Origin of the sequence: Haloferula sp. BvORR071, assembly GCF_000739615.1 — a bacterium.
Taxonomy (GTDB): Bacteria; Verrucomicrobiota; Verrucomicrobiia; order Verrucomicrobiales; family Akkermansiaceae; genus Haloferula.
In genome coordinates this window covers 190,581-216,004 of the sequence record NZ_BATP01000059.1, presented here as the reverse complement: position 1 = coordinate 216,004, position 25,424 = coordinate 190,581, and the positions used below count along the sequence as shown (strand labels likewise).

General features: G+C 63.2%; 24 protein-coding genes. 15 read left to right on the top strand and 9 right to left on the bottom strand.

What is annotated here, in order from left to right:
* On the top strand, nt 1–774 hold the full coding sequence (locus BV071_RS30055) for a glucosamine-6-phosphate deaminase (RefSeq protein WP_035615450.1): 774 nt from the start codon (nt 1–3) through the stop codon (nt 772–774).
* Between the two features lie 14 nt (nt 775–788).
* On the opposite strand, the gene preA is transcribed toward BV071_RS30055, so the two are convergent.
* Nucleotides 789–1,928 (bottom strand): NAD-dependent dihydropyrimidine dehydrogenase subunit PreA, encoded by a 1,140-nt coding sequence (gene preA / locus BV071_RS30050; protein WP_035615448.1) that lies wholly within the window; start codon nt 1,926–1,928, stop codon nt 789–791.
* Between the two features lie 340 nt (nt 1,929–2,268).
* On the opposite strand from preA, the gene BV071_RS30045 reads away from it, so the two are divergent.
* From BV071_RS30045 to BV071_RS30035, 3 genes are all read left to right on the top strand, one after another.
* Nucleotides 2,269–3,021, top strand: coding sequence for a succinate dehydrogenase/fumarate reductase iron-sulfur subunit (locus tag BV071_RS30045; RefSeq protein ID WP_035615446.1), 753 nt, complete (start codon nt 2,269–2,271; stop codon nt 3,019–3,021).
* Between the two features lie 12 nt (nt 3,022–3,033).
* Nucleotides 3,034–3,492: a hypothetical protein gene (locus BV071_RS30040; RefSeq protein WP_035615444.1), complete on the top strand. Its 459-nt coding sequence runs from the start codon at nt 3,034–3,036 to the stop codon at nt 3,490–3,492.
* Nucleotides 3,493–3,590: 98 nt separating this feature from the next.
* The gene (locus BV071_RS30035) at nt 3,591–4,121 is read left to right on the top strand and encodes a hypothetical protein (RefSeq protein ID WP_035615442.1); all 531 of its coding nucleotides are present in this window, start codon (nt 3,591–3,593) and stop codon (nt 4,119–4,121) included.
* Here BV071_RS30035 and BV071_RS30030 read toward each other — a convergent pair.
* A complete protein-coding gene (locus BV071_RS30030; protein ID WP_035615441.1) occupies nt 4,118–4,480 on the bottom strand; it encodes a dihydroneopterin aldolase in 363 nt (120 codons plus the stop codon). The two genes, BV071_RS30035 and BV071_RS30030, sit on opposite strands and share 4 nt — an antisense overlap.
* A 66-nt stretch (nt 4,481–4,546) precedes the next feature.
* On the opposite strand from BV071_RS30030, the gene BV071_RS30025 reads away from it, so the two are divergent.
* Together BV071_RS30025 and BV071_RS30020 are read left to right on the top strand one after the other, a co-directional pair.
* Nucleotides 4,547–4,951: a hypothetical protein gene (locus BV071_RS30025; protein WP_265595080.1), complete on the top strand. Its 405-nt coding sequence runs from the start codon at nt 4,547–4,549 to the stop codon at nt 4,949–4,951.
* Between the two features lie 59 nt (nt 4,952–5,010).
* The gene (locus BV071_RS30020) at nt 5,011–5,448 is read left to right on the top strand and encodes a hypothetical protein (protein WP_265595079.1); all 438 of its coding nucleotides are present in this window, start codon (nt 5,011–5,013) and stop codon (nt 5,446–5,448) included.
* Nucleotides 5,449–5,534: 86 nt separating this feature from the next.
* Here the strand turns inward: BV071_RS30020 and BV071_RS30015 are convergent, their stop codons facing one another.
* Nucleotides 5,535–8,801: a hypothetical protein gene (locus BV071_RS30015; RefSeq protein WP_265595078.1), complete on the bottom strand. Its 3,267-nt coding sequence runs from the start codon at nt 8,799–8,801 to the stop codon at nt 5,535–5,537.
* A 155-nt stretch (nt 8,802–8,956) separates the two neighbouring features.
* On the opposite strand from BV071_RS30015, the gene BV071_RS30010 reads away from it, so the two are divergent.
* The 6 genes from BV071_RS30010 to BV071_RS29985 all read left to right on the top strand — a co-directional run bounded on the left by BV071_RS30010 (nt 8,957) and on the right by BV071_RS29985 (nt 14,674).
* On the top strand, nt 8,957–9,754 hold the full coding sequence (locus BV071_RS30010) for a molybdenum cofactor guanylyltransferase (RefSeq protein ID WP_035615437.1): 798 nt from the start codon (nt 8,957–8,959) through the stop codon (nt 9,752–9,754).
* 139 nt (nt 9,755–9,893) lie between these two features.
* Nucleotides 9,894–10,115 (top strand): hypothetical protein, encoded by a 222-nt coding sequence (locus BV071_RS30005; RefSeq protein WP_035615436.1) that lies wholly within the window; start codon nt 9,894–9,896, stop codon nt 10,113–10,115.
* Between the two features lie 119 nt (nt 10,116–10,234).
* The gene (locus BV071_RS30000) at nt 10,235–11,284 is read left to right on the top strand and encodes an Mrp/NBP35 family ATP-binding protein (RefSeq protein ID WP_035615435.1); all 1,050 of its coding nucleotides are present in this window, start codon (nt 10,235–10,237) and stop codon (nt 11,282–11,284) included.
* Nucleotides 11,285–11,370: 86 nt separating this feature from the next.
* Nucleotides 11,371–11,859 (top strand): hypothetical protein, encoded by a 489-nt coding sequence (locus BV071_RS29995; RefSeq protein WP_035615434.1) that lies wholly within the window; start codon nt 11,371–11,373, stop codon nt 11,857–11,859.
* A 54-nt stretch (nt 11,860–11,913) separates the two neighbouring features.
* Nucleotides 11,914–13,302, top strand: coding sequence for a sulfatase (locus tag BV071_RS29990; protein WP_035615433.1), 1,389 nt, complete (start codon nt 11,914–11,916; stop codon nt 13,300–13,302).
* Between the two features lie 103 nt (nt 13,303–13,405).
* Entirely contained in the window at nt 13,406–14,674 is a 1,269-nt protein-coding gene (locus tag BV071_RS29985) for a hypothetical protein (protein ID WP_035615432.1), read from the top strand.
* 90 nt (nt 14,675–14,764) lie between these two features.
* Here the strand turns inward: BV071_RS29985 and BV071_RS29980 are convergent, their stop codons facing one another.
* Complete coding sequence (locus tag BV071_RS29980) at nt 14,765–15,187, bottom strand: YlbF family regulator (RefSeq protein ID WP_035615431.1); 423 nt, start codon at nt 15,185–15,187, stop codon at nt 14,765–14,767.
* 89 nt (nt 15,188–15,276) lie between these two features.
* Between BV071_RS29980 and BV071_RS29975 the strand changes: the two genes are divergently transcribed.
* The 3 genes from BV071_RS29975 to BV071_RS29965 all read left to right on the top strand — a co-directional run bounded on the left by BV071_RS29975 (nt 15,277) and on the right by BV071_RS29965 (nt 19,282).
* Entirely contained in the window at nt 15,277–16,308 is a 1,032-nt protein-coding gene (locus BV071_RS29975) for an alpha/beta fold hydrolase (protein ID WP_035615430.1), read from the top strand.
* A gap of 188 nt (nt 16,309–16,496) precedes the next feature.
* Nucleotides 16,497–17,822, top strand: a complete 1,326-nt coding sequence (locus BV071_RS29970) for a cytochrome c peroxidase (protein WP_265595077.1) — start codon at nt 16,497–16,499, stop codon at nt 17,820–17,822.
* A 98-nt stretch (nt 17,823–17,920) separates the two neighbouring features.
* Nucleotides 17,921–19,282, top strand: a complete 1,362-nt coding sequence (locus tag BV071_RS29965) for a cytochrome c peroxidase (protein WP_265595076.1) — start codon at nt 17,921–17,923, stop codon at nt 19,280–19,282.
* 227 nt (nt 19,283–19,509) lie between these two features.
* Here the strand turns inward: BV071_RS29965 and BV071_RS29960 are convergent, their stop codons facing one another.
* The 5 genes from BV071_RS29960 to BV071_RS29940 all read right to left on the bottom strand — a co-directional run bounded on the left by BV071_RS29960 (nt 19,510) and on the right by BV071_RS29940 (nt 25,396).
* The gene (locus tag BV071_RS29960) at nt 19,510–20,895 is read right to left on the bottom strand and encodes a tetratricopeptide repeat protein (protein WP_035615427.1); all 1,386 of its coding nucleotides are present in this window, start codon (nt 20,893–20,895) and stop codon (nt 19,510–19,512) included.
* 216 nt (nt 20,896–21,111) lie between these two features.
* Nucleotides 21,112–23,616 carry a secretin N-terminal domain-containing protein gene (locus BV071_RS29955; RefSeq protein WP_035615425.1) on the bottom strand — a complete coding sequence of 835 codons (2,505 nt, stop codon included), beginning with the start codon at nt 23,614–23,616 and terminating at the stop codon, nt 21,112–21,114.
* 31 nt (nt 23,617–23,647) lie between these two features.
* A complete protein-coding gene (locus BV071_RS29950) occupies nt 23,648–24,145 on the bottom strand; it encodes a hypothetical protein (protein ID WP_035615424.1) in 498 nt (165 codons plus the stop codon).
* A gap of 28 nt (nt 24,146–24,173) precedes the next feature.
* Nucleotides 24,174–24,803, bottom strand: a complete 630-nt coding sequence (locus BV071_RS29945) for a hypothetical protein (protein ID WP_265595075.1) — start codon at nt 24,801–24,803, stop codon at nt 24,174–24,176.
* Nucleotides 24,804–24,826: 23 nt separating this feature from the next.
* Nucleotides 24,827–25,396 carry a hypothetical protein gene (locus BV071_RS29940; protein WP_035615420.1) on the bottom strand — a complete coding sequence of 190 codons (570 nt, stop codon included), beginning with the start codon at nt 25,394–25,396 and terminating at the stop codon, nt 24,827–24,829.
* Between the last annotated feature and the right edge of the window lie 28 nt (nt 25,397–25,424).

The following is a 25,424-nucleotide window of genomic DNA, read 5'->3' as shown; positions in this document are numbered from 1 at the left end:
ATGCCCGCTTCTCCACTCCGCGAATTCACCGTGGACCAGCTCAAGGTGGCGCTTTTCGAGGACCGTGAAAGCCTCGGGGCCGCTGCCGCCGTGAAAACCGCGGCAGCCATCCGCCGCCTTCAGGAGACACAGCCCACGGTGCGCATGATCTTCGCCGCCGCGCCTTCCCAGAACGAATTCCTCGATGCCCTGATCCGCGAGTCCGGCATTGATTGGCAGCGCGTCCACGCCTTCCACATGGACGAATACGTCGGTCTCGCGGACGACGCGCCCCAACGCTTCGGAAACTTCCTCGACACCCGTCTCTTCCGCAAGCTCCCCTTCGGCGCCGTCCATTACATCGATGGCAATGCCGCCGATCCCCAAGCCGAATGCCATCGCTACGCTTCCCTCTTGCGCGAACAGCCCGTGGACATCACCTGCATGGGCATCGGCGAAAACTGCCACATCGCCTTCAACGACCCCCACGTTGCTGACTTCCAAGACCCGGAACTCGTGAAGCTCGTCGAACTCGACGAAACGAGCCGCCACCAACAAGTCCACGACGGCTGCTTCGCCACGCTCGATCAAGTGCCCAAGCTGGCGATCACGCTGACCATTCCCGCCTTGGTCGCGGCACCAGAGATCTCCTGCATGGTCCCCGCCGCCCACAAAGCGGAGGCCGTGCGCCACACCTTGCAGGACGAAATCTCCGAGGAGTATCCCTCCACCATCCTGCGCAGGCACGCCAAGGCAGAGCTATTCATCGACCAAGACAGCGCGCGGGAACTCTAGCTGCACTCCTTCCTCTACCCCCCCGCCTTCCGCGCCAGTGCATCCGACTGCTTCACGAAGTCGTCGCCGTTCCACTCCGCGTCGCTCTTCACCATCCCCGCGCTTTCCTTCGCCGCGGCTTCCTCCGCCTTCCGCGCGAGCTGCATCCTCACCAGCTCCGCATGGGTCGTGAAGTAAGGCAGGCTTAGCCCCTTGAAGTCGGCAAGCGTCTCAAAGCCCTTGCTCTCCATGAACTGCAGTAGCCCCGCATTCAGATCCTTCACCATCCCGTAGCCGAACTTCATCACACCGGTGCAGACCTGCACGGTATCGCCGCCTAGCAGGATGAACTGCGCCGCATCCGCACCGGTCTCCACGCCGCCGATCGCCGACAGCGAGCGCCCCGGGAAATCCTTCTGAATCATCTGCGCGATCTCCATCACCATCCGCAGCGCGATCGGCTTCACCGCCTTCGACGAATAGCCGCCGGGAGTCGTGTAGCCCTCCACCGTCGGCTCCGGCCGCAATGTCTCCAGGTTCACCCCCATCACACTGCGGATCGTATTGATCGCGCTGATGCCTTGGCAACCGGCCCGCAGCGCGGCGGCACTGGGTTCCTCGATGTGGGTCACGTTCGGCGTCATCTTCGCCCACACCGGGATCTTCGCCGCGCCCATCACCCAGCCGCAGACCTCTTCCAGGATCGCCGGATCCTGCCCCATCGCCGCCCCCATCTTCCGCTCCGGCAGGCCGTGCGGGCAGGAGAAATTCAGCTCAAAGGCATCCACCCCGGCGTCTTGGCAGCGCTCCACGATCTCGCACCAGGCGTCCTTGTTGTATTCCTCCATGATCGAGGCGATCAGCACCCCGTCCGGGCACTCGTCCTTGGCCTCCTTGAATTCATCCAGCCAGATCTCGAACTTCCGGTCACTGATCAGCTCAATGTTCTCCCAGCCGACCACCTCCTTGCCGTCGCCCGCCATCAGCTTCGCGTAGCGCGGCCCCACATTGACCACCTTCGAGGCATCCAGGCTCACCGTCTTCGCGATCACCCCGCCCCAGCCCTCCTTGAAGGCCCGCTTGATCACCTTCACGTTCGTCCCCGGCGGCCCCGAAGCGATCACGAAAGGATTCGCGAACTTCAGTCCATCAACGGTGGTCGCAAGGGTAGCCATGATCGTAGAAGTAAACCGGACAGGTGTTCGCGTGAAAAGCTTGTTTCATGCCCGTTCCGAAAAATGTTGGACCGCGGAAGCCGGACCAAAATGGATGAGACCGATGGAACCAATGGGAAGATGGTTCCCCTACTCCGCGATCCCGCTGTCCACCCACCCAGCCGCGGAATCCACGTCATCCCCAGTCCAATCTCTTCATCCCAGCCATCGATCCCGGTCACCCACGGAAACCGGATTGCCCCACAAAACCGGCTTTTTCGACTAGCGCCCGCCGCCCCCGTCCCCCTATCTTCCATCCGTGGCCGCGGCGTCCGCCGCGGCAGCCCCACAATTCTCCGATATGAACCTCACGCTGAAGGTCTGGCGTCAAAACGGTCCCCAGGACAAGGGCCGCATCGAAACCTATCCCGCCGCCGGGATCCCTGAGCATTGCTCCTTCCTGGAGATGCTCGATATCGTGAATGAGAAAATCATCAACGATGGAGGCGAGCCGATCCACTTCGACCACGACTGCCGCGAGGGCATCTGTGGCATGTGCTCACTGACCATCAATGGTGTGCCCCACGGCCAGGAGCGCGGCACCACCACCTGCCAGGTCCACATGCGGAAATTCCGCGATGGCGATACCATCTGGATCGAGCCCTTCCGCGCCCATGCCTTCCCGGTGATCCGCGACCTCATCGTGGACCGCAATGCCTTCGACCGTATCGTTGCCGCTGGCGGTTACATCGACGTCCGCACCGGCTCCGCCGTGGATGCGAATGCGATCCCGATCAAGAAGGACGACGCGGAATCAGCCTTCGATGCCGCCGCCTGCATCGGCTGCGGCGCCTGCGTCGCGGCCTGCCCGAATGCCAGCGCGATGCTCTTCGTCTCCGCCAAGGTTTCCCACCTCGCCCACCTGCCCCAAGGCCAACCGGAACGCGAAAAGCGCGCCCTGGCCATGGTCCGCCAGATGGACAGCGAGGGCTTCGGTAACTGCACCAACCACTACGAGTGCGAGGCCGCCTGCCCGAAGGAAATCAGCGTCGACCACATCGCGCTGCTGAATCGCGACTACAGCAAGGCCGTCCTGGCCGAGCAGTTCGTCTGATCTCGTGATGATATGATCCTGCCGCTCGGCCTCGCGATCACGCTGGCGTCGGGCGTAGCCCCAGCCATCTCGCGCTGGGCGCAGATCCAGGAGCGCCGCATCCTCGCCGAGGGGGTGCCGCTCCAGGCGGAGCACCTCGCCTTCGCCACCGAGCTGAAGATCCAGAACCCGGAGGAGGTCCGGGTTCTCGAGGTCCAGCAGATCCCCATGCCCGTCCCGGATCCTTTGATCCGCATGGCCCGGAATTTCGGCATCCGCATCATCCTGCCCGCTGGCATGACCCTCGGCCGCGGCATCTACGTCCTCAAGGGGAACTGGGGCGTCATGCGCCACGAGCTCGTCCACGTCGAGCAGTACCAAACCCTCGGCGGTATCGGGCCATTCATGCAGCGCTACATCCTCGAGTGCCTCTTCCACGGCTATGAGGATGCCCCTCTTGAAGTCGACGCCGAAAACCGCTCGCGCCACTGAGTCACAAGCAACCCACTGGGTGCCACTGGGTGCGCCGGCTTTAGCCGGCCCGAGAGAGAGAGAGATCCTCTACATCTCCCGCGTAACCCGCCCCAAGAATGCCCGATGCAAGCGGCCACCACCATCTAGAGCTCGGTAAGGGAATCATCATCCGCAATCCCCTCGCGGCCATCGCCATCCCGGCCACTACCTGCGCCCTCGCGACCGCCCTCTACGCCTTCCTCGCCCACAGCGGCGACGCCCTTTTCTACCGCCTCTGGTATTACACACCCGCCGCCGCCCTCGCCGGAGCCTTCACCGCCTCCCGCCTGTTAGAGCGACCGCATGGCAAAGCCCGCTGGCTCATCGATCTCCTCGTCGCTGCCATCTGCCTCGCCCGCCCCCTCACTGGCCAACCTCCCATCTCCGGCCACGCTTGGTTCTGCATTCACGCCCTCCTCACCTGCTCCCATCCCCTCACCCGCAGCTTGGCTCTTCTCGTCACCGGGATCACCCTCTACGCCAAGATCATCCTCTGGCACAGCGACACCACCCTCTGGCCCGGCCTTATCGCGGGACTGCTTTCTGGATGGGCATGGCGGAAATCCCACCCGGCAAAGCCGAAAACCAAGACCACGCCTCCCAGCTAGCCCACGCCGCTACGCTGCAAATGCACCGCCACACACTCGGTGTCCGGCAGGATGAACTTCTCCACCGTCACCTCCACCCCCGCGGCCAAGGGATCGGCAAGCACCAGACCGGCAATATCATCCGCCAAAGTCTCGATCAGACGCCGCGGTCTGGCCAATGCCAGTGCCTGGATCTCCGCTGCCAGCTCGGCATAGTCGATCGTGCTGCCGATCTCGTCTTCCATCGCCCCAAAGGCAGTCCGCGAGTGGACCTTCACCGTCACCAGCAGCTCCTGCTCCCCGGCGCGTTCTTCCTCCGGCACACCGATGAATGTCTTCACCCGCAGTCTCCGGATCTCGATCTGAGCGAATTCTCCCATGTGATGGCACCCCCAGCCTGCGCCCCCCCGCCCCGCCGTCAAGACCAAGGGCCCCCAAGCCTGCGCTTGACCCTCCCCGCCCGCTTCCCCCATCACGTCCCCGTGGCCGCCTTCCTGAAATCCCCCGCCTTCATCATCATCGGCTCCCAGTTGCTGTTCTCGATCTCCGACCTGATGGGCCGCAGGGCAATGTCGGCACACGGCTTCACCCTCGCCTCCTTCTTCACCTGGTGGTTCCTGATCTACACCGTCATCCGGCAGATCGCGGTCTTCGGGCAGCTTTACATTTACTCCACTATGGAGCTCGGCCGCACCGTCGCTCTCTTCGGCGCTGGCTCCATCATCGTTGGAAATATCCTCGGTTTCATGCTGCTTGGTGAAAAGCTCACCGTCCCCGTCTACGTCGGCGTTTCCCTTGCCATCTGCGCCTTCCTTGCCTTGGCCCTCCTCCCCGCCGGAGCCGCCAAATAGGGAGCGTGGCTTTGAAAGCCGCAGGCATCGACGTTGAATATTCGATCTCTCTTCCTCCGGTGCCTCGCCCTCTCCACAAATCCCTCAGCTTCTGGTCCGGCGTTCTCGTCCTGATAGCCCTCGTCGCCGCGTGGATCGATTCCCACAAGCACGAGACCTACTTCTCTTACCTCCCCTCCGGTGCCCGCACCTGCTACATCGCCAGCTTCTCCGAGGGCAAACTCTGGATCCGCAGCGACTCCCATCCCTACGGCACCGCCGGCCTGCACTTCTACCACGGCCCGCCCTATGAACCCCCGGAACTCATCTCCTCGATAGGAAGCTCCTACCCCGGCAGCGGCCTCTTCCCCGTCACCTCTTCTGCCCCCGAGCCACCCACCCCCGGCATCCCTCTCTGGACTTTCCTCCCCGCCCACCTCGCCCTCTGGTCCGCCCTCCTCTACTATCGCCATCGTAGAATCAAGGGAGGCACCACCCCGCCAAGCGGTGCCCTCTGACCTCTCTCCCATTCAACATTCGTCCTTGGGCGTTCGATGTTCGGCGTTCGCCTTTTAACTTCCTCTGCGCTTCGTTCCCTGCCTTTTCACGGCTTCACCACCTTCTCCAGCAGTTCCGTCCCATGCCCGAACTCACTCTTCCAAGTCGACTTCACCACCCCCACGCCCGGCGCATACCAGATTGAATCCGTCACTCGCCCGATCATCTCTCCCGCCAGGTAATCATACTCCCCGTCGATCCTCACACAGTTCTCGAATACCCCGGCTGGCACCTCCACTTTCTCCAGCCCCACCACCCGGGCGCGCATCTCCCCGGCTTCCTTCTCCACGCCGTCTTCCGACTTCGCCTCGGAATCATACTCCCCGCCAAAGCTCACCCCCGGCGCAAGTTTGGCCGGCAGTAGCGGCATCAGGCGCCCATAGGTCCGCTCCATCTCAGTGTCCTTCACCCGCTGCACGCCGTAGCCCGCAGCCGTGAGCAGTTGCTCTTGGAGATAACTGCGATCGTTCTCCTCACCTTCGGTATCCGTCTTCGCCTCGATCCGCACCAGAGTGCCATCCCCGCGGGTCTCCGGCGCCAGGAACTTCAGCACTTTCTTGTAAGGCCCATCCGCATCGGTCTCATCCACCCGATAGCTCAGCTCCAGTCCCTCGCTCAGAGGAACCAGATCCTTCAACTGCGGAAAGCCCGCTGGCACCTCGATCTCTTTGCCACCGTCCCCAGCCACCGCCGGAGTAGCCGCCGGCTCCATGCTCGCAGTCAGACGCAGCCCGTCGTCCTCGAAATTGATCCCCGCCCGGAAGCGCAGCGGCCCGCTGGCAAACTTCACTTCCTCCCCGCGCGGCTCCGCCGGATGGCCAAAGACTACCGACTCCATTGTCCCTGCCGCTTCGTTCCAGCGGTAGCCCTTGCCCCCCGGGCAGCGGATCTCCTCTTTGAACGCCGCCGCATAAGCCGTCACCGGATCTTTTGTTGGTTCGCGCCGATGCCACTCGTTGAGAATCGGCAGCGCCGCCCAGCTCTCCATCCGCTGCTGTTGCAGCCGCCCGCTGCCGGACATGCCGAGCAGCAGCGGCACATCGCTGTCCGCCTCCGCTTGCACGTGTTGGCCGCTGGGCGCACCCTTCTTGTCCTTTTCGCGATCAATCGCGCGCTGCAGCACCTTCTCATCCAGCGATAGGATCAGCGCGTCTTTCAGCGCCGCATAGTACACCGCCGCGCTCATCGGAGTCTCCTGCTGCTCCTTGCTCAGCACCGCCAGGTAGGTGACCTCACCGTGCTTGCGCTGCTGCCAATCTAACAAATCCGGGGCGGACTCATTGACGAATCCCCGCAGCGCGGTGAGGAAGACCGCAAGCTGCACGCTGCTCTGCGAGGAGATCCGCACGCCCAGCGGCAGGCGCAGGTAGTTCATCTGCAGCAGTTGCTCGCTCTTCCCGGTCCGCAGCGCCTTCCAGAAGAAGGCATCGTCCAGATAGACCGAGACCGAATCGCCCACCCAGCCCAGCGAATTCGCCTTGAGCCCGGGAAGCATCTCCATCGATTGCTCGCCAAGTTTCCGGAAAAGCTCGCTCTCATGATCCACCGCAAAGGAGAAGAAGGCCTTGGCCCCCGCGTGTGCCGCCGGTGCTCCGCGCTCCGGTTTCTTGCGCCCCGTGAATTCCATCCAACTGCGATAGTTGCTATCGACCGTCAGAGGCATCACCGAGAGATCGAGTTGGCGTTTGGCTCCATCCATTTTCAGACGGATCGCGATCGGATCGAAAACCCGCCGCCAACCGCTCTCATAGCCATCCCTCCAGCGCGTGTAGGCACTCGCTTCCGCCGGCGTCGCGCTCTTGATCTCGAGTTCTGTAGCCGGTGTCAGAAAGCCGAGCGTGTTGTAGATCTCACTCCGCACCGTGCTGTCGGCGGAACCGGTCTTTCCCAGCAATCCTTCGAAGCTCTCTGCCGCTTCCTTACCTTCGATCTTCGTCGCCACCAGTTCACCCAGGGCCGCAGCCGCCCGCGTCCGCCGCGATCCCGCAATCCTCACCGCCGGCCCGCACCAGCGCCGGATCGTCGCATCGGAGAGGAAGAGATAGGCGTCCTCCTCCGCATCCGCCACGTAGCGCTGGCGGAAAAACTTGTACTCATCCAGAGCCCCCAGCGCCGGAACTTCCTTCTTCGCCACCGCGGCGATCCGCTTCACCTGCACCGCCGAGTTCGAGATCACCACCGCTCTATCGAACTTCGCCAAGTGCGCCGAGACCGTCCGGTCTGCCGATTGGTAGCTGCGGACACCGCCCTCGTCCTTTCCCTCCACTCCTGAAAGCTTCGCCTTCAGTCCGACCGCCAGATCCAGTGCCTTGTAGACCAGCTCCGGCTGGTCCGTCGCGAAGATCAGCGCCATGTCCGTCCCAGTGGCGAAGAAAGGATCGCTCCCGGTCACCGCCACGCTGCCCATGTCCAGGCTGCGCGCGATCATCTCCAGATTGCCGATCCCCATCTGCGATTGATAGCGTGCCACCAGCCCCTGGTAAGGACTACGGACATCGTAGCTCTGGAGGATCGGAGCACCCTCTTTCTCCACTACGGCCTTCAAGTCGAGCAAGGCACCCAGCGATGGCACCACTAGGAAGTGCTGATCCTGCGGGACCAGCATCGCCAGTGGATCCACCTTCACTTCGCCGGGCTTCCGCTTACCGGTCCAGTCGATCGCCGGCACTGTGATACCCTTCAGCGTGGCGATATCCACCGCCTCACCTTTCACTTCGCTACCCAGGATCAGCTCACGGTCGAGAGCGAGATTCTCCGCCACCGCCCTGCCGCCGCTCGCCATCCGGAAGGTGCTATCCATCTCGCCCTCGAATCCCTGGCGACGGTTACCCTGCGGCAAGGCTCCGGCACGGTGCCGGTACCAAATTGATCCAGGCAGGCCGGACTGGGCTACCCGCACATCGTGTAGCTTGCGCGCCGCATTGAATTCATCCTCGCTCGCAGCCGGAAACTTCGTCGGGTCGAACTTGAAAGCCAGTGGCTTCAGTGTCCCGTCGCGGGTCTCGGGTAGGGTGTCCACGAATCCTTCTACCGCTTGATCGTCCTTGAGCCGCAGCGCAGCCCGCAACTTCGCCTGCGGGATCATTGAATCATCTCCTCGTTCCGAGCCCACCACGTAAGCTTCCAGAATCTGCGGCCCGCGAACCCCGGGAAAGAGGATGTTCCCCTCCTCATTCCAGGGTTGCCGGGGCACCGAAGCTTCATCCTCTCCCGCTTTCAGCCCCAGATCGCTCAATTCGACGATTCGCAAGGTATCTGCCTCCAGCACGGGCATGGACAGGGAACAGGCGAGCAATAGATGGCGTAATTTCATAAGGGGAAAATTTGATTCAAGAGAACAAATCCAGTGCCTTTTCCGAGGCATCCACAAGTAAGATCGGAGATTGGTGCTTGGGCGAGTGGAGCTGCCCGCCATGATTGCCAGCGGCCCCCGTGGGCGCTAACACGGGGCCGACGCTTCTTCCAAGCATGACCGCCCTCATCCTCATCGCCGGCCACAGCACCCGCATGGGCCGGGACAAGTCGCTCATCACGCGACCGGACGGCCTGCGCCAGATCGACCACCTCGTCGCCATCACCCGCGCCGCCGGACTTGATCCCCTGCTCTCGATGCGCGACGACGGCTCTCCGCCACCACTGGAGCTGCCACTCATCCGCGACCGCCATCCCGGTGCCGGCCCGCTCGCCGCGCTCGATGCCTTCCACATCTCCCGCCCTGGCGTGCCCGTGCTCCTCATCGGCGGCGACCACTTCCTGCTAGACGAAGCCACACTGGGCGTTTTGTTAGATGGCCGTGATCCCGCGCGGGCAGCCACTGCCTTCGCCAACCGTCTCGACGGCCAGCCTGAACCACTCTGCGCGATCTTCGAGGCAAGCGCCATCCCGCAAGCCTCCGCTTGGCTCGCCCGCGGAGAACCCCGTGCCCGCCACTTCCTGCGCTCGCTCGATCCCAAGGTCCTCGATCTCCCGCATCCCGCCGCGCTCGACAACGTCAACACGCCCGCGGATCTCGACGAAGCCTTCGCCAAGCTCATGCATGGAGTGGTGCCAAAAACCGTCAATCTCGAGCATCCGCACTTCAGCGGAAGCTTCGACACCCTCGCCTGCACCATCGGCGGTCTCTTCGCGGAACTCAGCTTCAGCCTGCGCCTCGCACCTGAAACCTCAGGCTTCCAGCCCGCCCTCGACGGACAGCCCGTCCCTTGGCAGCAACCTATCACGGCAGGCAGCAGCGTCGCCTTCCTCGCCGCCTCGTCCACACGCTGATCGGTTTGCTCGCTGTTCACCATGGCTTGGCTGTACCGCCATCCATGCTGCGCCACTCCTCCCGCATCCGCCCAATCGTTTCTCACTGGGGCACCATTGAGGAAATCGATGCTACGGTCCGGCGACCCATCCTTCCCGGATGCCCCCTTCTCAACAAAACGCCGGACGAATCTTGGATATCGGCAAGCTGAACCTCAAAAACGACTTCCTACTATACCTGCCGTACTGGCTGATCATCTTGGTCATCGCCCCGCTGTGGTGGGCCGCCGTCCTCTGGATCGCCTGCCGCCACGAGAAGCCTGTCGAACTCGCCAGCGGCCAAGGCGGAAGGCCCTTCACCCCGGAGCCCGGGGAGACTTGACCGTGGGCTTGGAGGGCAGCCCCAACTCCTCCCCGCCCGGCGCAGCGACACCTCGATTGGTGATTGGCTGTTTTCCCGGGGTTGACACCCCGCCCTTTCCCGCCATTGCTTCCGCCGCCGTGAGCCCCGAATTCATCAAGGAAGCCCTCCGCAATGTCCGCTACCCCGGCTTCTCCCGGGACATCGTCTCCTTCGGTCTGGTCAAGGACATCCGCCACGACGGCGGCACCCTGACTGTCCACCTCGAGGTTGCCACCAAGGATCCCAAGATCCCGGAGCAAATCTTCAAGGATTGCCACGCCGCCTTGGACCACCTGCCAGACATCGGCACGGTGAAGGTTGAAATTGTCGTCAAGGACCCGCAGGGAGCCCAAGGAGCCGCCTCGGAAGGCGTTCAGGGCAAGTCCTCAATCCCCGGCGTGAAGCGCGTCATCGCCGTGGCTTCCGGCAAAGGTGGCGTCGGCAAATCCACCGTCGCCGGCAACCTCGCCGTGGCCCTCGCCAAGACCGGTGCCAAGGTCGGCCTCTGTGACTGTGACCTCTACGGTCCCTCGGTTGCCCAGATGTTCGGCAGCCACGAGCGCCCGATGGCGAACGAGCAGGACGAGATCATCCCGATCGAAGCCTACGGCCTGAAGCTCATGTCCATGGGCTTCCTGCTCGAAGACCGCTCGCCGGTCATCGTCCGCGGCCCGATGGCCACCCGCTACACCCAGCAATTCCTCCGCCAGGTGGAGTGGGGCGAGCTCGACTACCTCGTCCTCGACCTTCCGCCCGGCACCGGCGATATCCAGCTCACCATCGTCCAGACCGTAGCGGTGGATGGCGCGGTGATCGTCACCACCCCGCAGGAAATGGCGCTCATTGATGCCCGCAAGGCCGTCTCGATGTTCGCCAAGGTCAACGTCCCCATCCTCGGCTTGGTCGAGAACATGGCGTGGTTCGAGTGCGACCACGGCCAGCGCTACTACCTCTTCGGCGAAGGCGGCGGCGTCCGCGAGGCCGCCACTTTGGGGGTCCCCCTGCTCGCCCAGATCCCGATCGACCCGCAGACCCGCGAGCGCGGCGACGCCGGCACCCCGGTGGCGCTGATTCCGCCTGCCGAGCATCCAGTCTCCGCAGCCTTCCAGGAGATCGCTGCCAGCCTCCGGGCCAGGGTTCCGGCATAAGCAGGCCGGAACCGGGCCGAAAAAGTTCCCGTGGCAAGCGCCCGGGATTGCGGCATAGTCGGGCGACTTTCGTCTGACTTTCCCCGATGCTGCGCACACCACCCCAGCTCTTCGCCGACTACGAAACGGGCCTGATGACCCGCGAGCAACTTCACTCCGCGATGGCCTTCCACGCGCGGAACCTGATCGAGGAAGTGGTGGAAGCCCGCGAAAATCCCCTCGCCGCCTGGTGGGAGGGTCTTCTCGCCCGCAAAACTGCCTCCCGGCTGATCGCCCGCCACGGGGAGCGCCGGATCCGCTCGATCTTTTCCGCTCTAGCCGACGTCCCGGACTTCCTGCCCGCCCAGTGGCTCTGGAATGCCCATCACCCGGATGTCCCGCTCTTCTGCTTCCTGCGCCTGCGCAAGGAGCCGATCTTCCGCCTCTCCAATGTCGTCAATGACGCCGGGATCGTCACGGTGACCGTCGAATACGGTGCCTCCGACAAGCACGAAACCACCCGCGAGCAATTCGTGCTCGTCCACAAGCGTCTCGGCGGCGGATTGGAGGTGAGCTCGCGGCGCTCCCTCAATTGAGCTTACCCCGATTGGGGGTCTGCCTCACTTTGCAGACAGAGATAATTTGAGGGGATGCGGCCCAAGCACCTCTTCCTCCTCCTGGCTTTGATCCTCCCTGCCCGGGCGGAGAAACCTCGTCAGAATGTCCTCTTCATCCTGGCGGATGACATGAAGGCCTCGCTCGGTTGCAACGGCTTCGAGCTGGCGCATACGCCCAACCTTGATCGCTTCGCCGCTTCCGGAGTGCTCTTCCAGAGGGCCTATTGCCAGTTCCCGCTCTGCAATCCCTCGCGCACCTCCATGCTCACCGGGCGCTATCCGAAGACCACCGGCGTGCTTGGGAATCGCGATGAGTTCCGCAAGTTGCACCCCGACTGGATCACCCTGCCGCAGTGGTTCAAGCAGCACGGCTACATCACCGCGGAGACCGGCAAGATCTTCCACGGCGGGATCGATGACCCAGCCTCTTGGACCGAGGGCGCAATGGAGGGACTCAAGATCGAGAAGCGCCCGCGCCAGACCGCTTGGCCTCTACCGGGAGATGAGGGCATGTCGAAAGACCAGAAGAGCGACCGCGTCATCGTCCTCGATGGCAATGGCGACGGCCACCCCGAGAATGGCGTCGCGGACCGTGCCATAGCCTTCCTGCGTGCAAAGCACGAGCAGCCCTTCTTCCTCGCCTGTGGCTTCGTCCAGCCACACAGCCCGCCAACCGCGCCGCGCAGCTTCTTCGAGGCTTGGAAGCCGGAAGACTTCCCCCTGCCCCCGGACTTCGCGCCCCGACCCACGGTCCCCTCAGGGTTCCCGAAGGCGGCCATCCGTCCGAGCAATGCCGACCTCTTCATCGGCCGCGATGCCTCTGAGAAAGAAGCGCATGAGGTGATCCGCGCCTACCATGCCGGCATCTCTTGGACTGATTGGAATGCAGGCCGTGTGCTCGATGAACTCACCAAACTCGGCCTCGCGGAGAACACCATCGTCGTCTTCTGGAGCGACCACGGCTACCAGCTTGGCGAAAACGGCAAGTGGTCCAAGGCCGGCTCGCTCTTCGAAGCCGGGGCCCGCGTCCCGCTGATCGTCCGCGCTCCCGGGGTTACCCCTGCGGGAAAGACCTGCGACGCTGTGGTCCAATCGCTCGACCTCTACCCCACCTTTTCCGCTCTCTGCGGGCTGCCTGCACCGTCCGGCGTCGAGGGCCGGGATCTCTCACCCCTGCTTAAAGACCCAGCCAGTCCTTGGGACCACCCCGCCTTCACCATCTGGAGCGAGGACGGCAAAACCGCGACCGGCACCTCCGTGCGCACCGCCAAATGGCGCTACACCGAGTATCCCGGCAGCGGAGCCGTCCTGCTCGACCCCGCCGCCGATCCACACGAGCTGAAGAACCTCGCGGAAGACCCATCCTTGAAGGACGTGCGCGCCGAGCTTTCGGCCAAGATCGCCGGGTTCAGTGGGAAGTAAGAGGGCCCGAATTGGGAATGGCTGGCCAGCCTCGTGCTTCAAACAAAAGCGGCCGGGCACAATTTCCCGAAAAACCGCGGTCTTTCGTTCCGTTTAAACTGCCATGAATCCGAAGAAATCCCAGTGGGTGCTGACTGCCGGTGGAGTTGCCTTGGCCTTGGGAGCTGGCGTCATGATCGGCCGGATCAGTGCGCCGGGAGCCGGAAGTGCCAGCGCCAAGGACGGCTCCGGCTCGGGCAATGCCCGCAGCAGCGAGCGCAGCGGCAGCGACGGCCGCTTCGGCGCGGGGAATTCCAAGGGCAAGGACAAGGACGGCCGGACGGTCTCCGCCAAGTCCATCGATACCAATCTCAAGGCGATCTTCGAATCCACCAGCCGGCTCGACCGCACCCAGCGGCTGCTGGCCTTCCTCGACCGCCTGCCGCCAGAGCAATTCGGGGCGGTCTATGACGAATTCCGCAACATGCCCGGCGTTAACCTGCGCGGTTCCGAGCGATCGCTGATCCTCCAGGCGTGGGCCGAGAAAGACCCGCATTCCGCCCTCGGCTTCCTGCAGGAAAAGGGTGCGGAGGACTGGGAGCGCGAGACGACTGTCGCCGCTTGGGCCGCGAACGATCCGCAAGCAGCTTTCGCTTGGGCCTCCACCGCCCCGGACGAGGGTAACGTGAACAACTGGCTGCTCGGCGCCACCCGCGGCATCGCCGCTGCCGATCCCGAGCTGGCCCGCGATTTCCTCGGCCAGCTTGAGGGCGAGACCCGCAACCAGGCGCTCAATGCGATGCAGCCCTATGTGATGCAGTATGGCTTCGACTACGCCAAGGACTGGATCGCCGGCATGGGTGATGAGGAGATGCAGGGCCGCGCCTCGCGCCAGATGGCCCGCGACCTTTCGAACCTCGATCCGGTCAAGGCCTCCGAGTGGAACACCGCGATGACCAACGTGGACCTCCGCCGCGATGTCTCCGAGACCGTCTCCGACCGCTGGGCCCGCCAGGATCTGGCCGCCGCCCGGGCATGGGTCGAGAGCCTGCCGGAAAACACCCGCACCGAGGCCGCAGAGGGCATCGCCCGCAACTACGCTCGCGAAGATGCCGCCGCCGCGGGCAAGTGGCTCGCCGGTCTGGGCAACAACCCGGATCTCGACGGCGCCCGCCAAGTCTTCATCGAAGAAAGCTTCCGCAAGAATCCGCAGACCTCACTCGAGTTCGTCGCGAACCTCAGCAACAACGACGCCAAGAACCGCTACTACTGGCAAAACCTCGGCCAGTGGATGCGCCAAGACGAGCCCGCCGCCCGCCAATGGATGAACCAGAACGCCCAGATCCTGCCACCGCAGATCGTGCAACGGTTCAACCGGCCCCGGCAACAGTGAGCCTCGTCTAGCCGGAATCTCTTCCAAACAGAAAGCCCCGGTCTCGCGACCGGGGCTTTCGTTTTGAAATTTGGAGCTCGTTAGAGCCGCTCAGTGGCAACCGCAGCCGCTGCCGCAGCTACCGCCCTTTTGGGATTCAGCGATTTCCTTGTCGGTCGGCACGTGGCCGAGTTCGAGGGTCATGTTGACGTATTTGCCGATCGTCTTCTGGAGGTTCTCCAGTTCGTCCTGGGCGTCGAGGAAGGCGCTGGCGACCTCGTTGTTCATCAGTTCGTCGCGGGCGGCTTCGAATTCGCGGATCTCCGTCGGGGACAGCTTCACGCCGGAGTGCTGCTTGTGGTGCAGTTCCTCGCCGCGCTGGTGCACGGTCTGGTACATCAGGCGGGCGGCATCGTCCTCCAAGAAGCGCTCCACGTCCTTCTGGAGTTGGGCGAAATGCTCGTCCGCGGCGATCGCGGCGCAGAGTTCGCGGGTCTTCTCCATCACGGATGATTTCTCGGCAAGCAGAGTCATGCGCCCTCCCTAGACTCAGCAGGCCTCTGTGGCAAACGCGATCTTGCGAAATTGCGCCAGCCAGTGTCGTATCCGCCCCGTCGCCCTGCATGAAGCGCTTCCGCCGCATCGCCCTGCGCTCCGCCGCGGTTGCCCTAATCCTGCTTCTGATCCTCTTCGCGGTGGTCGGCTGGTTTGGGTCCGAGCACATGGTTTCGCCGCCGCGGCGCGCCTTGCAGGACTACCACCGCGAGATCCTCGCCCAGCCGGATGCCTATGGGCTGAAGATCGAGTCCTACACCGGAATCGGCCAGACGCCCTGCCTGCTGGTCACCCCGTCCCAGCAACCCGGCAAGGCCGAAAAATCACGGATCCTGCGCGCCGAGCTCGAAAAGCGCGGCGTCGCGATACCAATCTGGGGCGAACAGACTGGGACCGTGGTCCTGCTCTACGGCCACGGCGGCCGGAAGGAGGATCACCTGCCGATCTGCGAGCGCTTCTGCGCCGCGGGCTTCCGCTGCATCCTGATCGATCTGCCGGGCCAAGGTGATCACCCCGCTCTCTGCAGCACCTTCGGGGTCCGCGAGGCAGCGCTGGTGGAAAAGCTTTTTGATGAGGCGTCCTCGCGCTTCGCCTTCATGCCAGCGCCCGCCTTCCTGTTCGGCGTCTCCCAAGGCGGGGCCATCGCACTCCAGACCGCAGCCCGCAATCCCGGCAAGTGGCAGGGCGTCGCCAGCATCGCCACCTTCAGCTCGCTCGACCGGCCGGTGCTACGCTCGACCGAGGAGATGACGCCCAACTGCCTGCATTTCTGCTGCCCGCTCGCCGCGCTCAGCGTGAGCTGTGGCACCAGGCTGCGGGCCGGCTTCTGGCCGGCCAATGTTCGGCCGGTGGAGGCCGCTGCGAAGCTGAGCCTACCGACCTTCATCGCCCACGGTGACCAAGATCCCTACATCGGGATCGATCAAGCGCGGGAAATCTTCGCCGCCATCCCGGCCAGCAAGAAACAGTTCCGGGTGGTGGAAGGCGCGGACCACAACCACGTGCTCTCGAAGGGTTCCCACGCCCTGTATGCGGATCTCTGCCAGTTCTTCCTGGAAGCGGCTGATCCGGCACAGGCGGCAGTGGAGAGGACTGAGTGAGTGGAGGTCGAATATGGATGATTGAGTGCTGAAGGGGCGCTTTTAATAGCCACCTTCTCTGGCCCGCTTGGCCCGCGTCGAAGATATCCCGGGAAAGCAACAGTTCCCCCATCCCCTGCGGCGAGGGTCTTCACTCGACTCTGGAATCCCGGAGCATCTAATGTAAGGCCACGCTATCCCCCGCTCCCATGAAGGCATATCTCCTCCTTGCCATCTGCGTCATGTCGGCCGCCGGGCAAACGTCTCCGGCACTCCTAGCGGAGAAACCCGGATTGCTGTTATCGGTGGCAGGCGATAGCCACTTCCTTGAGATCAAGGATCCGGGTAACCGTGCCTGGATGCTCCAAAGCAGCAGCGACCTCAAGGCATGGGCGGATGGACCGACCCATCGCGTCTTCAACGGCGTGCTACGGGTTCCGGCCGCCGGTGCCGACCGGAAGCAATTCTACCGCTTGAACCCGGAGCTCGCGCAGCCCCTGCCATCCAGCGCCGCACGGGCATTGCGGCTGCCAGCCACGCCTTTCAACTACGCGAATCCAGTATTTCCCCCGGTGTTCGCAAGCCAAGTCGGGGCCTTGGACAACCAACCGGCTGACAACGTGGTGACCAACACGGGAGCCACCTTGGGCAGGGTGCTATTCTACGACAAGCGGCTCTCCGCGAATCAAAGCACCTCATGTGCCTCCTGCCATCAGGCCGAGCACGGCTTCGCGGATACCCGGCCCTTAAGTGTCGGCTTTGCCGGCGAAAAGACCCACCGCAATTCGATGGGACTCACCAATACAAGATACCACCTCGGCGGGAAGTACTTGTGGGATGAGCGCGCCGCGAGTCTGGAGGTCCAAGTGCTCATGCCGATCCAGGATCCCATTGAGATGGGGACAACACTGCCCATCGTTGTGGAGCGCCTCTCGGCAGAGCCCTTTTATGCCGAGCTCTTCACTGCGGCCTTCGGTACCGCGGAGATCAACAGCACCCGGATTTCGCGTGCGCTGGCCCAGTTCATCCGCTCGATTTCGTCCGCCAACACGAAGCTCGATATCGCCCAGGAAACCAACTTCGCGAATTTCACGCCGCAGGAGTTGCTGGGCCGCGAGGTCTTCAGCAATCGCTGCAGTACTTGTCATTCAAACGTGAACTTCACAACGATAGCTCCCAGTAAAAACGGGCTGGAGCTTCCAATCGTCGACAAAGGGGTCGGCGGGGTCACCGGGCTGACGTTTGACGATGGCCGCTTCAAGGTGACCACGCTGCGCAATGTGGAACTGACCGCCCCCTATATGCACGACGGTCGCTTCAAGACCCTTGAGGAAGTGGTGGAGTTTTATAACTCGGGCGTCGAGTTTGTGGACGGCCTCGGCTTCCCGCTGCCTTTCTTCGAGAAGACCCGGGGAGGTATGAATCTTACCCAAGCGGAGAAGGACGGCTTGGTGGCATTCATGAAGACCCTCACGGACACCAGTGTGACCACGGACGAAAAGTTCTCCGATCCCTTCCGCTACCAAGCGGAGTGAGGGTCTTCACGTGAGCTTAAGGTAAAACCCGGGCGCTGGACGTGAAGGAAAGGTAAAGTTCCTCGCACTCAGGCGGTTGACGGGGCTTCGGTGGAATCGTGAAAACGATCCTCTTGCTCCCGGTTCTCACACTTCCCGCCCTGGCCCAAGTGGCTGTCCAAGTGCCGGTGACGAATAGCAGCGTGCAGTTCAGCCGCGCGGAGAGCGGCTTCGTGCTCGATGTCAGCGATCCCGGCAACCACGCATGGATGCTGCAGACGAGCAGCGATCTCGGCACCTGGACCAATGTGAAAACCCACCGGGTCTTTAATGGCTCCTTGCAGATCCTGCTGATCCAGGAGGGTCCGCAGCGTTTCTACCGATTGAACCCGGATCTCGCGGAGAGCGTGTCCTCGGCCGCCGCAGATGCCCTCATCCTGCCGCCCACCGCCTTCAACTACGCCAACCCTACCCTGCCGGCGCACCTGCTCACGCCGCAGATCCGTGGTCAGGACAACACACCGCTGAGCAATCCGACCACCAATGCGGGGGCGGCACTGGGTCGCGTGCTATTCTACGACAAGCGCCTGTCTGCCAATCAGACCATCTCTTGCTCGTCTTGCCACCAGGCAGAGCACGGCTTCTCGGATTCACGGCGATTCAGCGTGGGCTTCAATGGCGGCCTCACCGGCCGGAACTCGATGGGCCTGACCAACAACCGCTACTACCTGCGCCAAAACTATTTCTGGGATGAACGTGCGGCGACTCTGGAAGCGCAAGTCCTACAGCCGATCCAGAATGCGGTGGAAATGGGCATGACTCTGGATGACGTGGTGACGCGGGTGAGCGTGGAGCCCTACTACGCGGAACTCTTCACCACGGCCTTCGGCACGCCGGAGGTCAATAGCACCCGGATCGCCCGCGCGCTGGCCCAATTCGTCCGCTCGATCGTGAGCGGGAACTCGAAGTATGACCAAGGAGTCGCGCAGAACTTCACGAACTTCACCGCGCAGGAGAACCAAGGCCGCGCGATCTTCCAAGGTCCAGTGGGTGGCTGCGCCGCTTGCCACGGCAGCGATAACTTCGTGCCCGGCAACGCCATCTTCAACAACGGCATCGAGAATCCCTCCGTGGATCTCGGCCTCGGCGGCATCAGCGGCAGCACCGCGGACAATGGCTTCTTCAAGGTGCCATCACTGCGCAACATCGAGCTGACCGCTCCTTACATGCACGATGGCCGCTTCGCGACGCTGGAGCAGGTGGTGGAGTTCTATAACAGCGGGGTGACCAATCATCCGAACCTCTCGCCGCAACTGCGCCTGCCTCCCGGCCCTCCGGGATCCCCGCCGCCGGGACCGCGCCGTCTGAATCTCACACAGAATCAGAAGGATGCCTTGGTCGCCTTCCTCAAGACCTTGACCGATACGACCCTGACCAAGGATCCGAAGTATTCCGATCCCTTCCGCTACGAGGCGAAGTAAGCGGAGGCCGCAAATCTCCCCGGAGTCTAAGCCCAAGCGAGGGGCGGCAGTGCACGGCTGCCGCCCCTTCCGCATGGAGCCCGCATGATCCCCCGCTTGCGGTGGATTGCCGGGAACAGGTCAGCGCCATATAAGTCATATCGGTCCTATATGACCCATGAAGGAAGAGAAAGGGCGCGAGGTAAATCCCCGCGCCCTGAATCAAATCGCAAAGCTGTGAGCCCGCCTCAGGCATAGGAAGCTTCCACGCGCTGGGCCACGTCGCGGTAGCCGTAGTCCACTTCGTAGATCTGCTTGAAGGCATCGAGCGCGCCGTCCTTGTCGCCCATCTCCTGGTGGATGAGGCCCTTTTCGTAGAGGACTTCCTTCTTGGTGTTGTCCATGGCGACCATGTCACCGAGCGCGTCGGAGAGCTGCTTGGCGGCCATGTCGAACATGCCCTTGGCCTTGAAGGTCCGGCCGAGCAGGAGCAGCACCTTGGACTGGATGTGCGGGTTGCGCTTGGCCTGCTGGAGATGCGGGATTGCGGAGCTGTAGTCGCCGGCGTTGAAGAATGCCTGGCCAAGCTCGTAGCGGGAGATCGGGTCGGTTGGGTTGATCTCCACGCGGCGCTTGGCTTCCTCCACCGCTTCCGCGATGCGGGCGGTGCGGCGCTCGGCGAGCATTGCCTGCACTTCCGGATCATCGGGGTGCGACTTCGCGCGCTCCTCGAGAGCCTTCATGTTCGCGTCCGCGACCTTGTCCTTCATGTGGCCGGCCTTGGTCTGCAGGGCCACGTCACCATTGCTGAGCTGGAAGCCCCACGAGTAGAAGGTGAAAGCGTTGTCCCAGTCTTCGAGCTGCTCGAAGATACCGGCGAGATCCTTGACCACGGGAAGCTGATTCGGGTCCTCGTTGTATTTCTGGATGAGGCGATCGCGGCGGTCTTCCAACTGGTCCTTGGTCAGGCCCGACTTGCCGGCGGCGTCGAGTTCGGCAGCCTCGTTCTTGTTCTTGAGGAGGTCCTTCATGTTGGCACCCTCGCTCCAGCCGCCCTTTTGCATCGAGGCGCGGGCGGTGCAGTCCTTGTCGCCCTTGATTGCGACGGAGTCGGTCGGGTGGTGCTTGATGATGTCGCGGTAGACCTCAGCGGCCTTCGCCGGGAGTTCACGGGTATTGTAGTACTCCGCGAGCTTGTGCATCAGCTTCTGATTCTCCGGATGACCCTGGCGGATCGTCTCCAAGGCGAAAGCTGCGCTCTCAGACAGTCCGAGGGCATTGAAGGCCTCGAACAATTGCTCATTGAGATCGGTATTGTAGGGATCCTTTTCCAACTCGACCTCAATCAGGTTCACGGCCGCGGCGGGATCTTTCTTGATCGCGCTGGAGAATTTCCCGCTGCCACCGCCGGTCTTGATTCCGAAGACGGTCGACGCCTTCTTGGGACCGCCGGTGACGATGCTTTCGCATTTGCGCAGCACCTTGCGGCCGTCAAGGAAGGCCGGTGCATCCTTGAGCACCGGCAGGAGCAGTTTGACGGCGTAGCCGTGGTTGTTGGTCTGAACGGCACTGAGGGCCTTCAGCCACAGCGCCTTCACGTTCGGTGCGAGTTCCGCTTCTGTAATCTCGGGCATTTGCGAAATTGGATGGTTTTTGTGAGCAGGGGCCGGAAATTCCGCGTCCCGGCGGGACAAAATGAATCTCGGACAAGGGCCTTGGCAAGTACCGGAATCAAAAGTTCCGCCCTCGCCAAGCGGATTCTTACACCGCCCGGGCCTTTAGTAAAGGGAAGCGCCGCACGGAGGATATCCGGCGGCGCCAATAAGCCATGCGATGTATATACGCAGTGTTTAGCGATTCTTCACGAAGCCCTTCTTCTTGGTGGTCGCGCGGGGAGCCTCCTTGGCCTCGGCCTTGCTCTCCTCCGTGACGGTGGCTTCCACCACGCGGGGCGGCGGTGTCCCACCCTTGCCGCCCTTGGCGGACTCTACCACGGTCTGCTTGCTGGGCAGGACGCCAGGACCGTCGATGAAGGCTCGGTTGTTGTCATCGATCTTGTAGCGGGCATCCACGTCCACCTGGGCATCGTAGAGGCTGGCGGTGTCGTTGATGATCTTCGGTTGGATGAAGATCAGGAGTTCCTCGCGATCCTCGCCGTTGGTGGTGGTGCCGAAGAGGCCGCCGATCCATGGGATCGAGCTGAGGATCGGAATCCCCGAGCGGGTCTTGCGATCACGGGTGGTGATCAGGCCGCCGAGCACGATCGTGTCATTGTTCGGCACAGTGACGGTGGTGACCAGCTGGCGGGTGGCGATGTTCGGGACTTCGCCGACGCCTTCGATCGTCTGGGTGCCGAGCACTTCGTCGTTCAGCAGGTAGATCTGGAGGGTCACCTCATCCGCGGAGTTCACCAGTGGGATGACTTCCAGGGTGAGCACCACATCGCGGTATTCGATGTTCGTGCTTTGGCCGGTGGTGCCGCTGTTGAAGCTATTGGTCGGGACCGCGATGCGCTGACCGCTGGAGATCGTGCCCTTCTGGTTGTTCGCCATGAAGACCGTCGGCCGGGAGATCACGTTGAACTTGTCCGAGGACTGGAGGGCTTCCAGGTAGAGGTTCATGTGCGGGCCGATCTTGCCGTAGATACCCAAGCCAGCCGTGGCGGCCAAGTCACCCGGATCGAAGGCGCTGCCATCGAGCGGGACGATCGGTCCGGCGCCGCTACCACCACGACCGCCGATCGCGTTATCACCGCGGGTCTCCACGGTGCGGAGGTAGTCGATACCGTAGTTCAGGTCCTTGCCGAGCGAGAGCTGGCCGAAGACGCAGGAAATCATCACCTGCTCTGCCTTCACGTCGATTTCGTCGAGCAGCTTGCTGACGATTTCGAGGCTCGCCGGCGGGCCTTGGATCACGACCGAGTTGGTGATATTATCGGCCACCAGCAGGGTGCGGCCGACCAGCAGGGATTGAGGAGCGCTGTTGACCTGGGGCTGGCCGAGATTGCCGCCACCAGTGACACCGGAGCCACCGCCGCCGTTGCTACCACCGCCGCCGAAGGAACTGCCGCTGCTACCGCCGCCGAAGGAGCTGCCGCTGCCCGAGCTGCCACCCGCCGAGGTGCGGGAGCTGCCGGTGCCGCTGGTGCGGTTGTTGCCGCCGCCACCACCGCCGCCGAAGTTGGCACCGCTTCGACCGCCGCCTTGACCGCCAGCCGCACCACCTTGGCCACCAGCCGCACCGCCTTGGGTATTGCCGCTGAAGGCGCGCTGCAGCGCCTGCTCTGCCACCGGCAGGAAGTCGGCCACGGCCAGGAACTTCAGCTTACGACGCAGGAAATTCTTCTGGTCGGTCGGCGAGTCGAAGCCTCGCACCAGGGTCTCCACAAAAACGATGTCGATTGGACGGCCCATCGCGAAGATCTCGTTGGTCCGGCTCGCCGGCACGATCTGGATCGGAACCTCTTCACCGGCACCGCCGCCGTCAGCACCACCTGTTCCTGGAGCGACCACCGCGGCGGTATTGGGGGCACCGCCCTGCGGAGCCCCACCCTGCACGCGCTGCGGGCGAGCGGTATTCTGTGACTGCTGCTGGGTATTGAGGATTTCGTTCAGGGTCTCGGAGAGCTCCTGGACATCCGCGTACTGGACCTTGATGAAGCGGGTTGCGACCTGCTGCGAAGGCACGTCGATCTCCTTCTGGAGCTCGAGCAAGCGGCGGATCAGCGCGGAGCTTTCCGTGATGACGATCGACGAAGCGTTCGGCACCGAGGAGATCGAACCGTAGCTGCCGAACTGGCGGACCACAGCAGTCAGCGTGCGCTCCATCTCTGCCGGCTTGATGTATTTGAGCGCCATCACATAGGTGACGAGTTGCTCGCCCTCGGGAAGCTCGGCCGGATCAGTGATCGTCGGCACACCACCAAGGCTCTGCGGACCCGGCGCATTCTGGGAGAAGACCAAGCGGTCGTGGTTCTCACCGGAGGGCACGAAAACGAAACCTTCGAGCAGCGCGGCATCCTTGAGCAGCTTGGTAGCCTCTCCATAGGTGATCGGCCCCTGTTGCACGAAGCGGAACTGCGCGGCGATCGCAGCATTGCTGACGGTCACCCGGCGGCCGGTCATCTCGGTGTAGAGCTCGGCAAGCACCTGGCCATCGATCGTCGGATGGATGTAGCCGCCCTGCACGACCGTGTTCGGGTCGGGTGCTGGCTTCAGCGGTCCATCGGCTGGTGGGCGCACCGGCGGTGCAGCGGGATTATTCCCACCTGGTGGCGGTGGAACGGCGGGGTTCTGGGCAAGCGCCACGCCGGCGAGGAGCCATCCGGCCAAAAGGAAGTGCGGTTTGGGCAACATGGGAAAAAAAGAGCGGTCGGGAGTCGGTCGGTCAGTGCGGGTGCGTGGCGGGAGCCTTGGGTGCGATGCTACCGGCCGGGGCCGGGGTTTTCAGAGAGTTTGCGGGAACAGGTGCAGTGGCGGCAGCTTTGCTGGCCGGAACCATGGCCGCGGGGTCGAAGCGCAGAGCTGTGCTGAGACCACCGGAAGAGATGTGAACCACGGTCTCGCGCCAGTCCTTGCCGAAATCCACGCGATCCACCTTGAAGGTCCCCTGCCCCGCGGAGCGGAGAGTCATGCGCTCGCCGGTCTTCTGGCGGTGGCTGAGCGTGATGAGATAGCCGTCTTGCACTTCAGCGACACCAGCTAGAGACCAGTCCGCCAGCAGCGGCACAGGGGCCTCCACCACCGCCTTTGCCGGCGAGGTGAAGGGCGATTTGTCCGGAGCATAGGGATAGTCCCGCGAACCAGTGCGGGAGGACGGCACCGCGGCAAGCGCGCTGCCACCCGCCAGCAGGCAGGCCAGAATGATGTGCGGAGAGACGTTCACGGCAGTGGGTCGGTCAGTCGGTCAGGATTTAGCGGCCACCGGTTCCGCGTGGGCGAGGCGGCCGCACGGCCGGTTGCGCGCCGCCGGGCGCGGCAGCCGGTGCTGCGGGAGCGACTTGGCCGTTCGGGTTGCCGTTGTTCGGCATTTGTCCAGGCTGCAATGGCTGCCCCGGCTGTCCCGGTTGCCCCTGTCGCTGGGCTGGTGCGCTGGCCTTCGGGATCACCGACTTCTCGTCGAACTTCACCGTGCCGCTGCGGCCACCAGCCGTGAGATGCACCACGGTCTTCATCCAACTGGTATTGTCGAAATCGACCTTGTCCACCTTGAAGGCACCGGCAGCTCCGGGCGCGAGCGCCTCCATGTGGTCGGGGAAGTACTTCAAGGTGCCGCTCGGCTTGATGACCTGGGTCTCACCTTGGTTCTTCTTGTGCTGGAGGCTGATCATGTAGCCGCCCGCGACTTCGGAAACTCCGCTCAGCGCCCAATCATCGAAGGCGCTGATCTCCGGGCCTTTTTCCGGCGGCGGTGGCTTCGAGGTAAACGGCGAGTTGTTCCAGAGATGGGCGTAGTTGCCATTCGGAACCTTCTTCGGCGCGTCGGCAAAAGACACGCCGGCAGCGAGAAGCAATGCGAGTGACGCGATTGAGGTCGTTCTCATGTCTGCAAAGAGTAGCTTGGGAATTATTCGCTGGGGGTTCCCTCGGCCTCGCCTTCCGGACTCTCGGTCTCGGCAGTCTGAGGGATGAACCACTGCTCCACATTGATGGTGCAGTCGATCAAGGTGTCGTCCTTCGCATCCGGCGAGAGGCGCATGAAAGTGATGGCGCGGAACTGCTCCGGCATCTGCAGGCGGTCGAGCCAGCGGTAGAGGGCGGTCTCGGTGCCATTGACGACGAATTCGACGCGTGCGCGGTGGAAAATGCCAGTCTCGACGGAAGGCTGGATCTTGCGGCGCTTGATCGTCAACTGCGCGGCAGTGGCCTGGCTCTCGGTATACCCCACCAGCTCGGTCTCAACCGTCTGGCGGTCCTTGCCCTCCGGCCGGTGCTCGCTGAGCCAATTGAGCTCATCAACGCGTCCATCGTAGGCCGCACGGTTCTCCTCGGCGGTGTCGATGGACTTCTTGGCGGTCTCCAAGTCCCTCTTCACTTCGTCCCGGAAGCTGCGGAAGCGGGAGATGCCGAACAGGTTGATCAGGAAGAAGGCCGCGAGGCCGAAGACCAAAACCAGTTTCTTTTCGCGGTCGCTCATGAATCGTGAAGTCGGATAAGGAATGCCA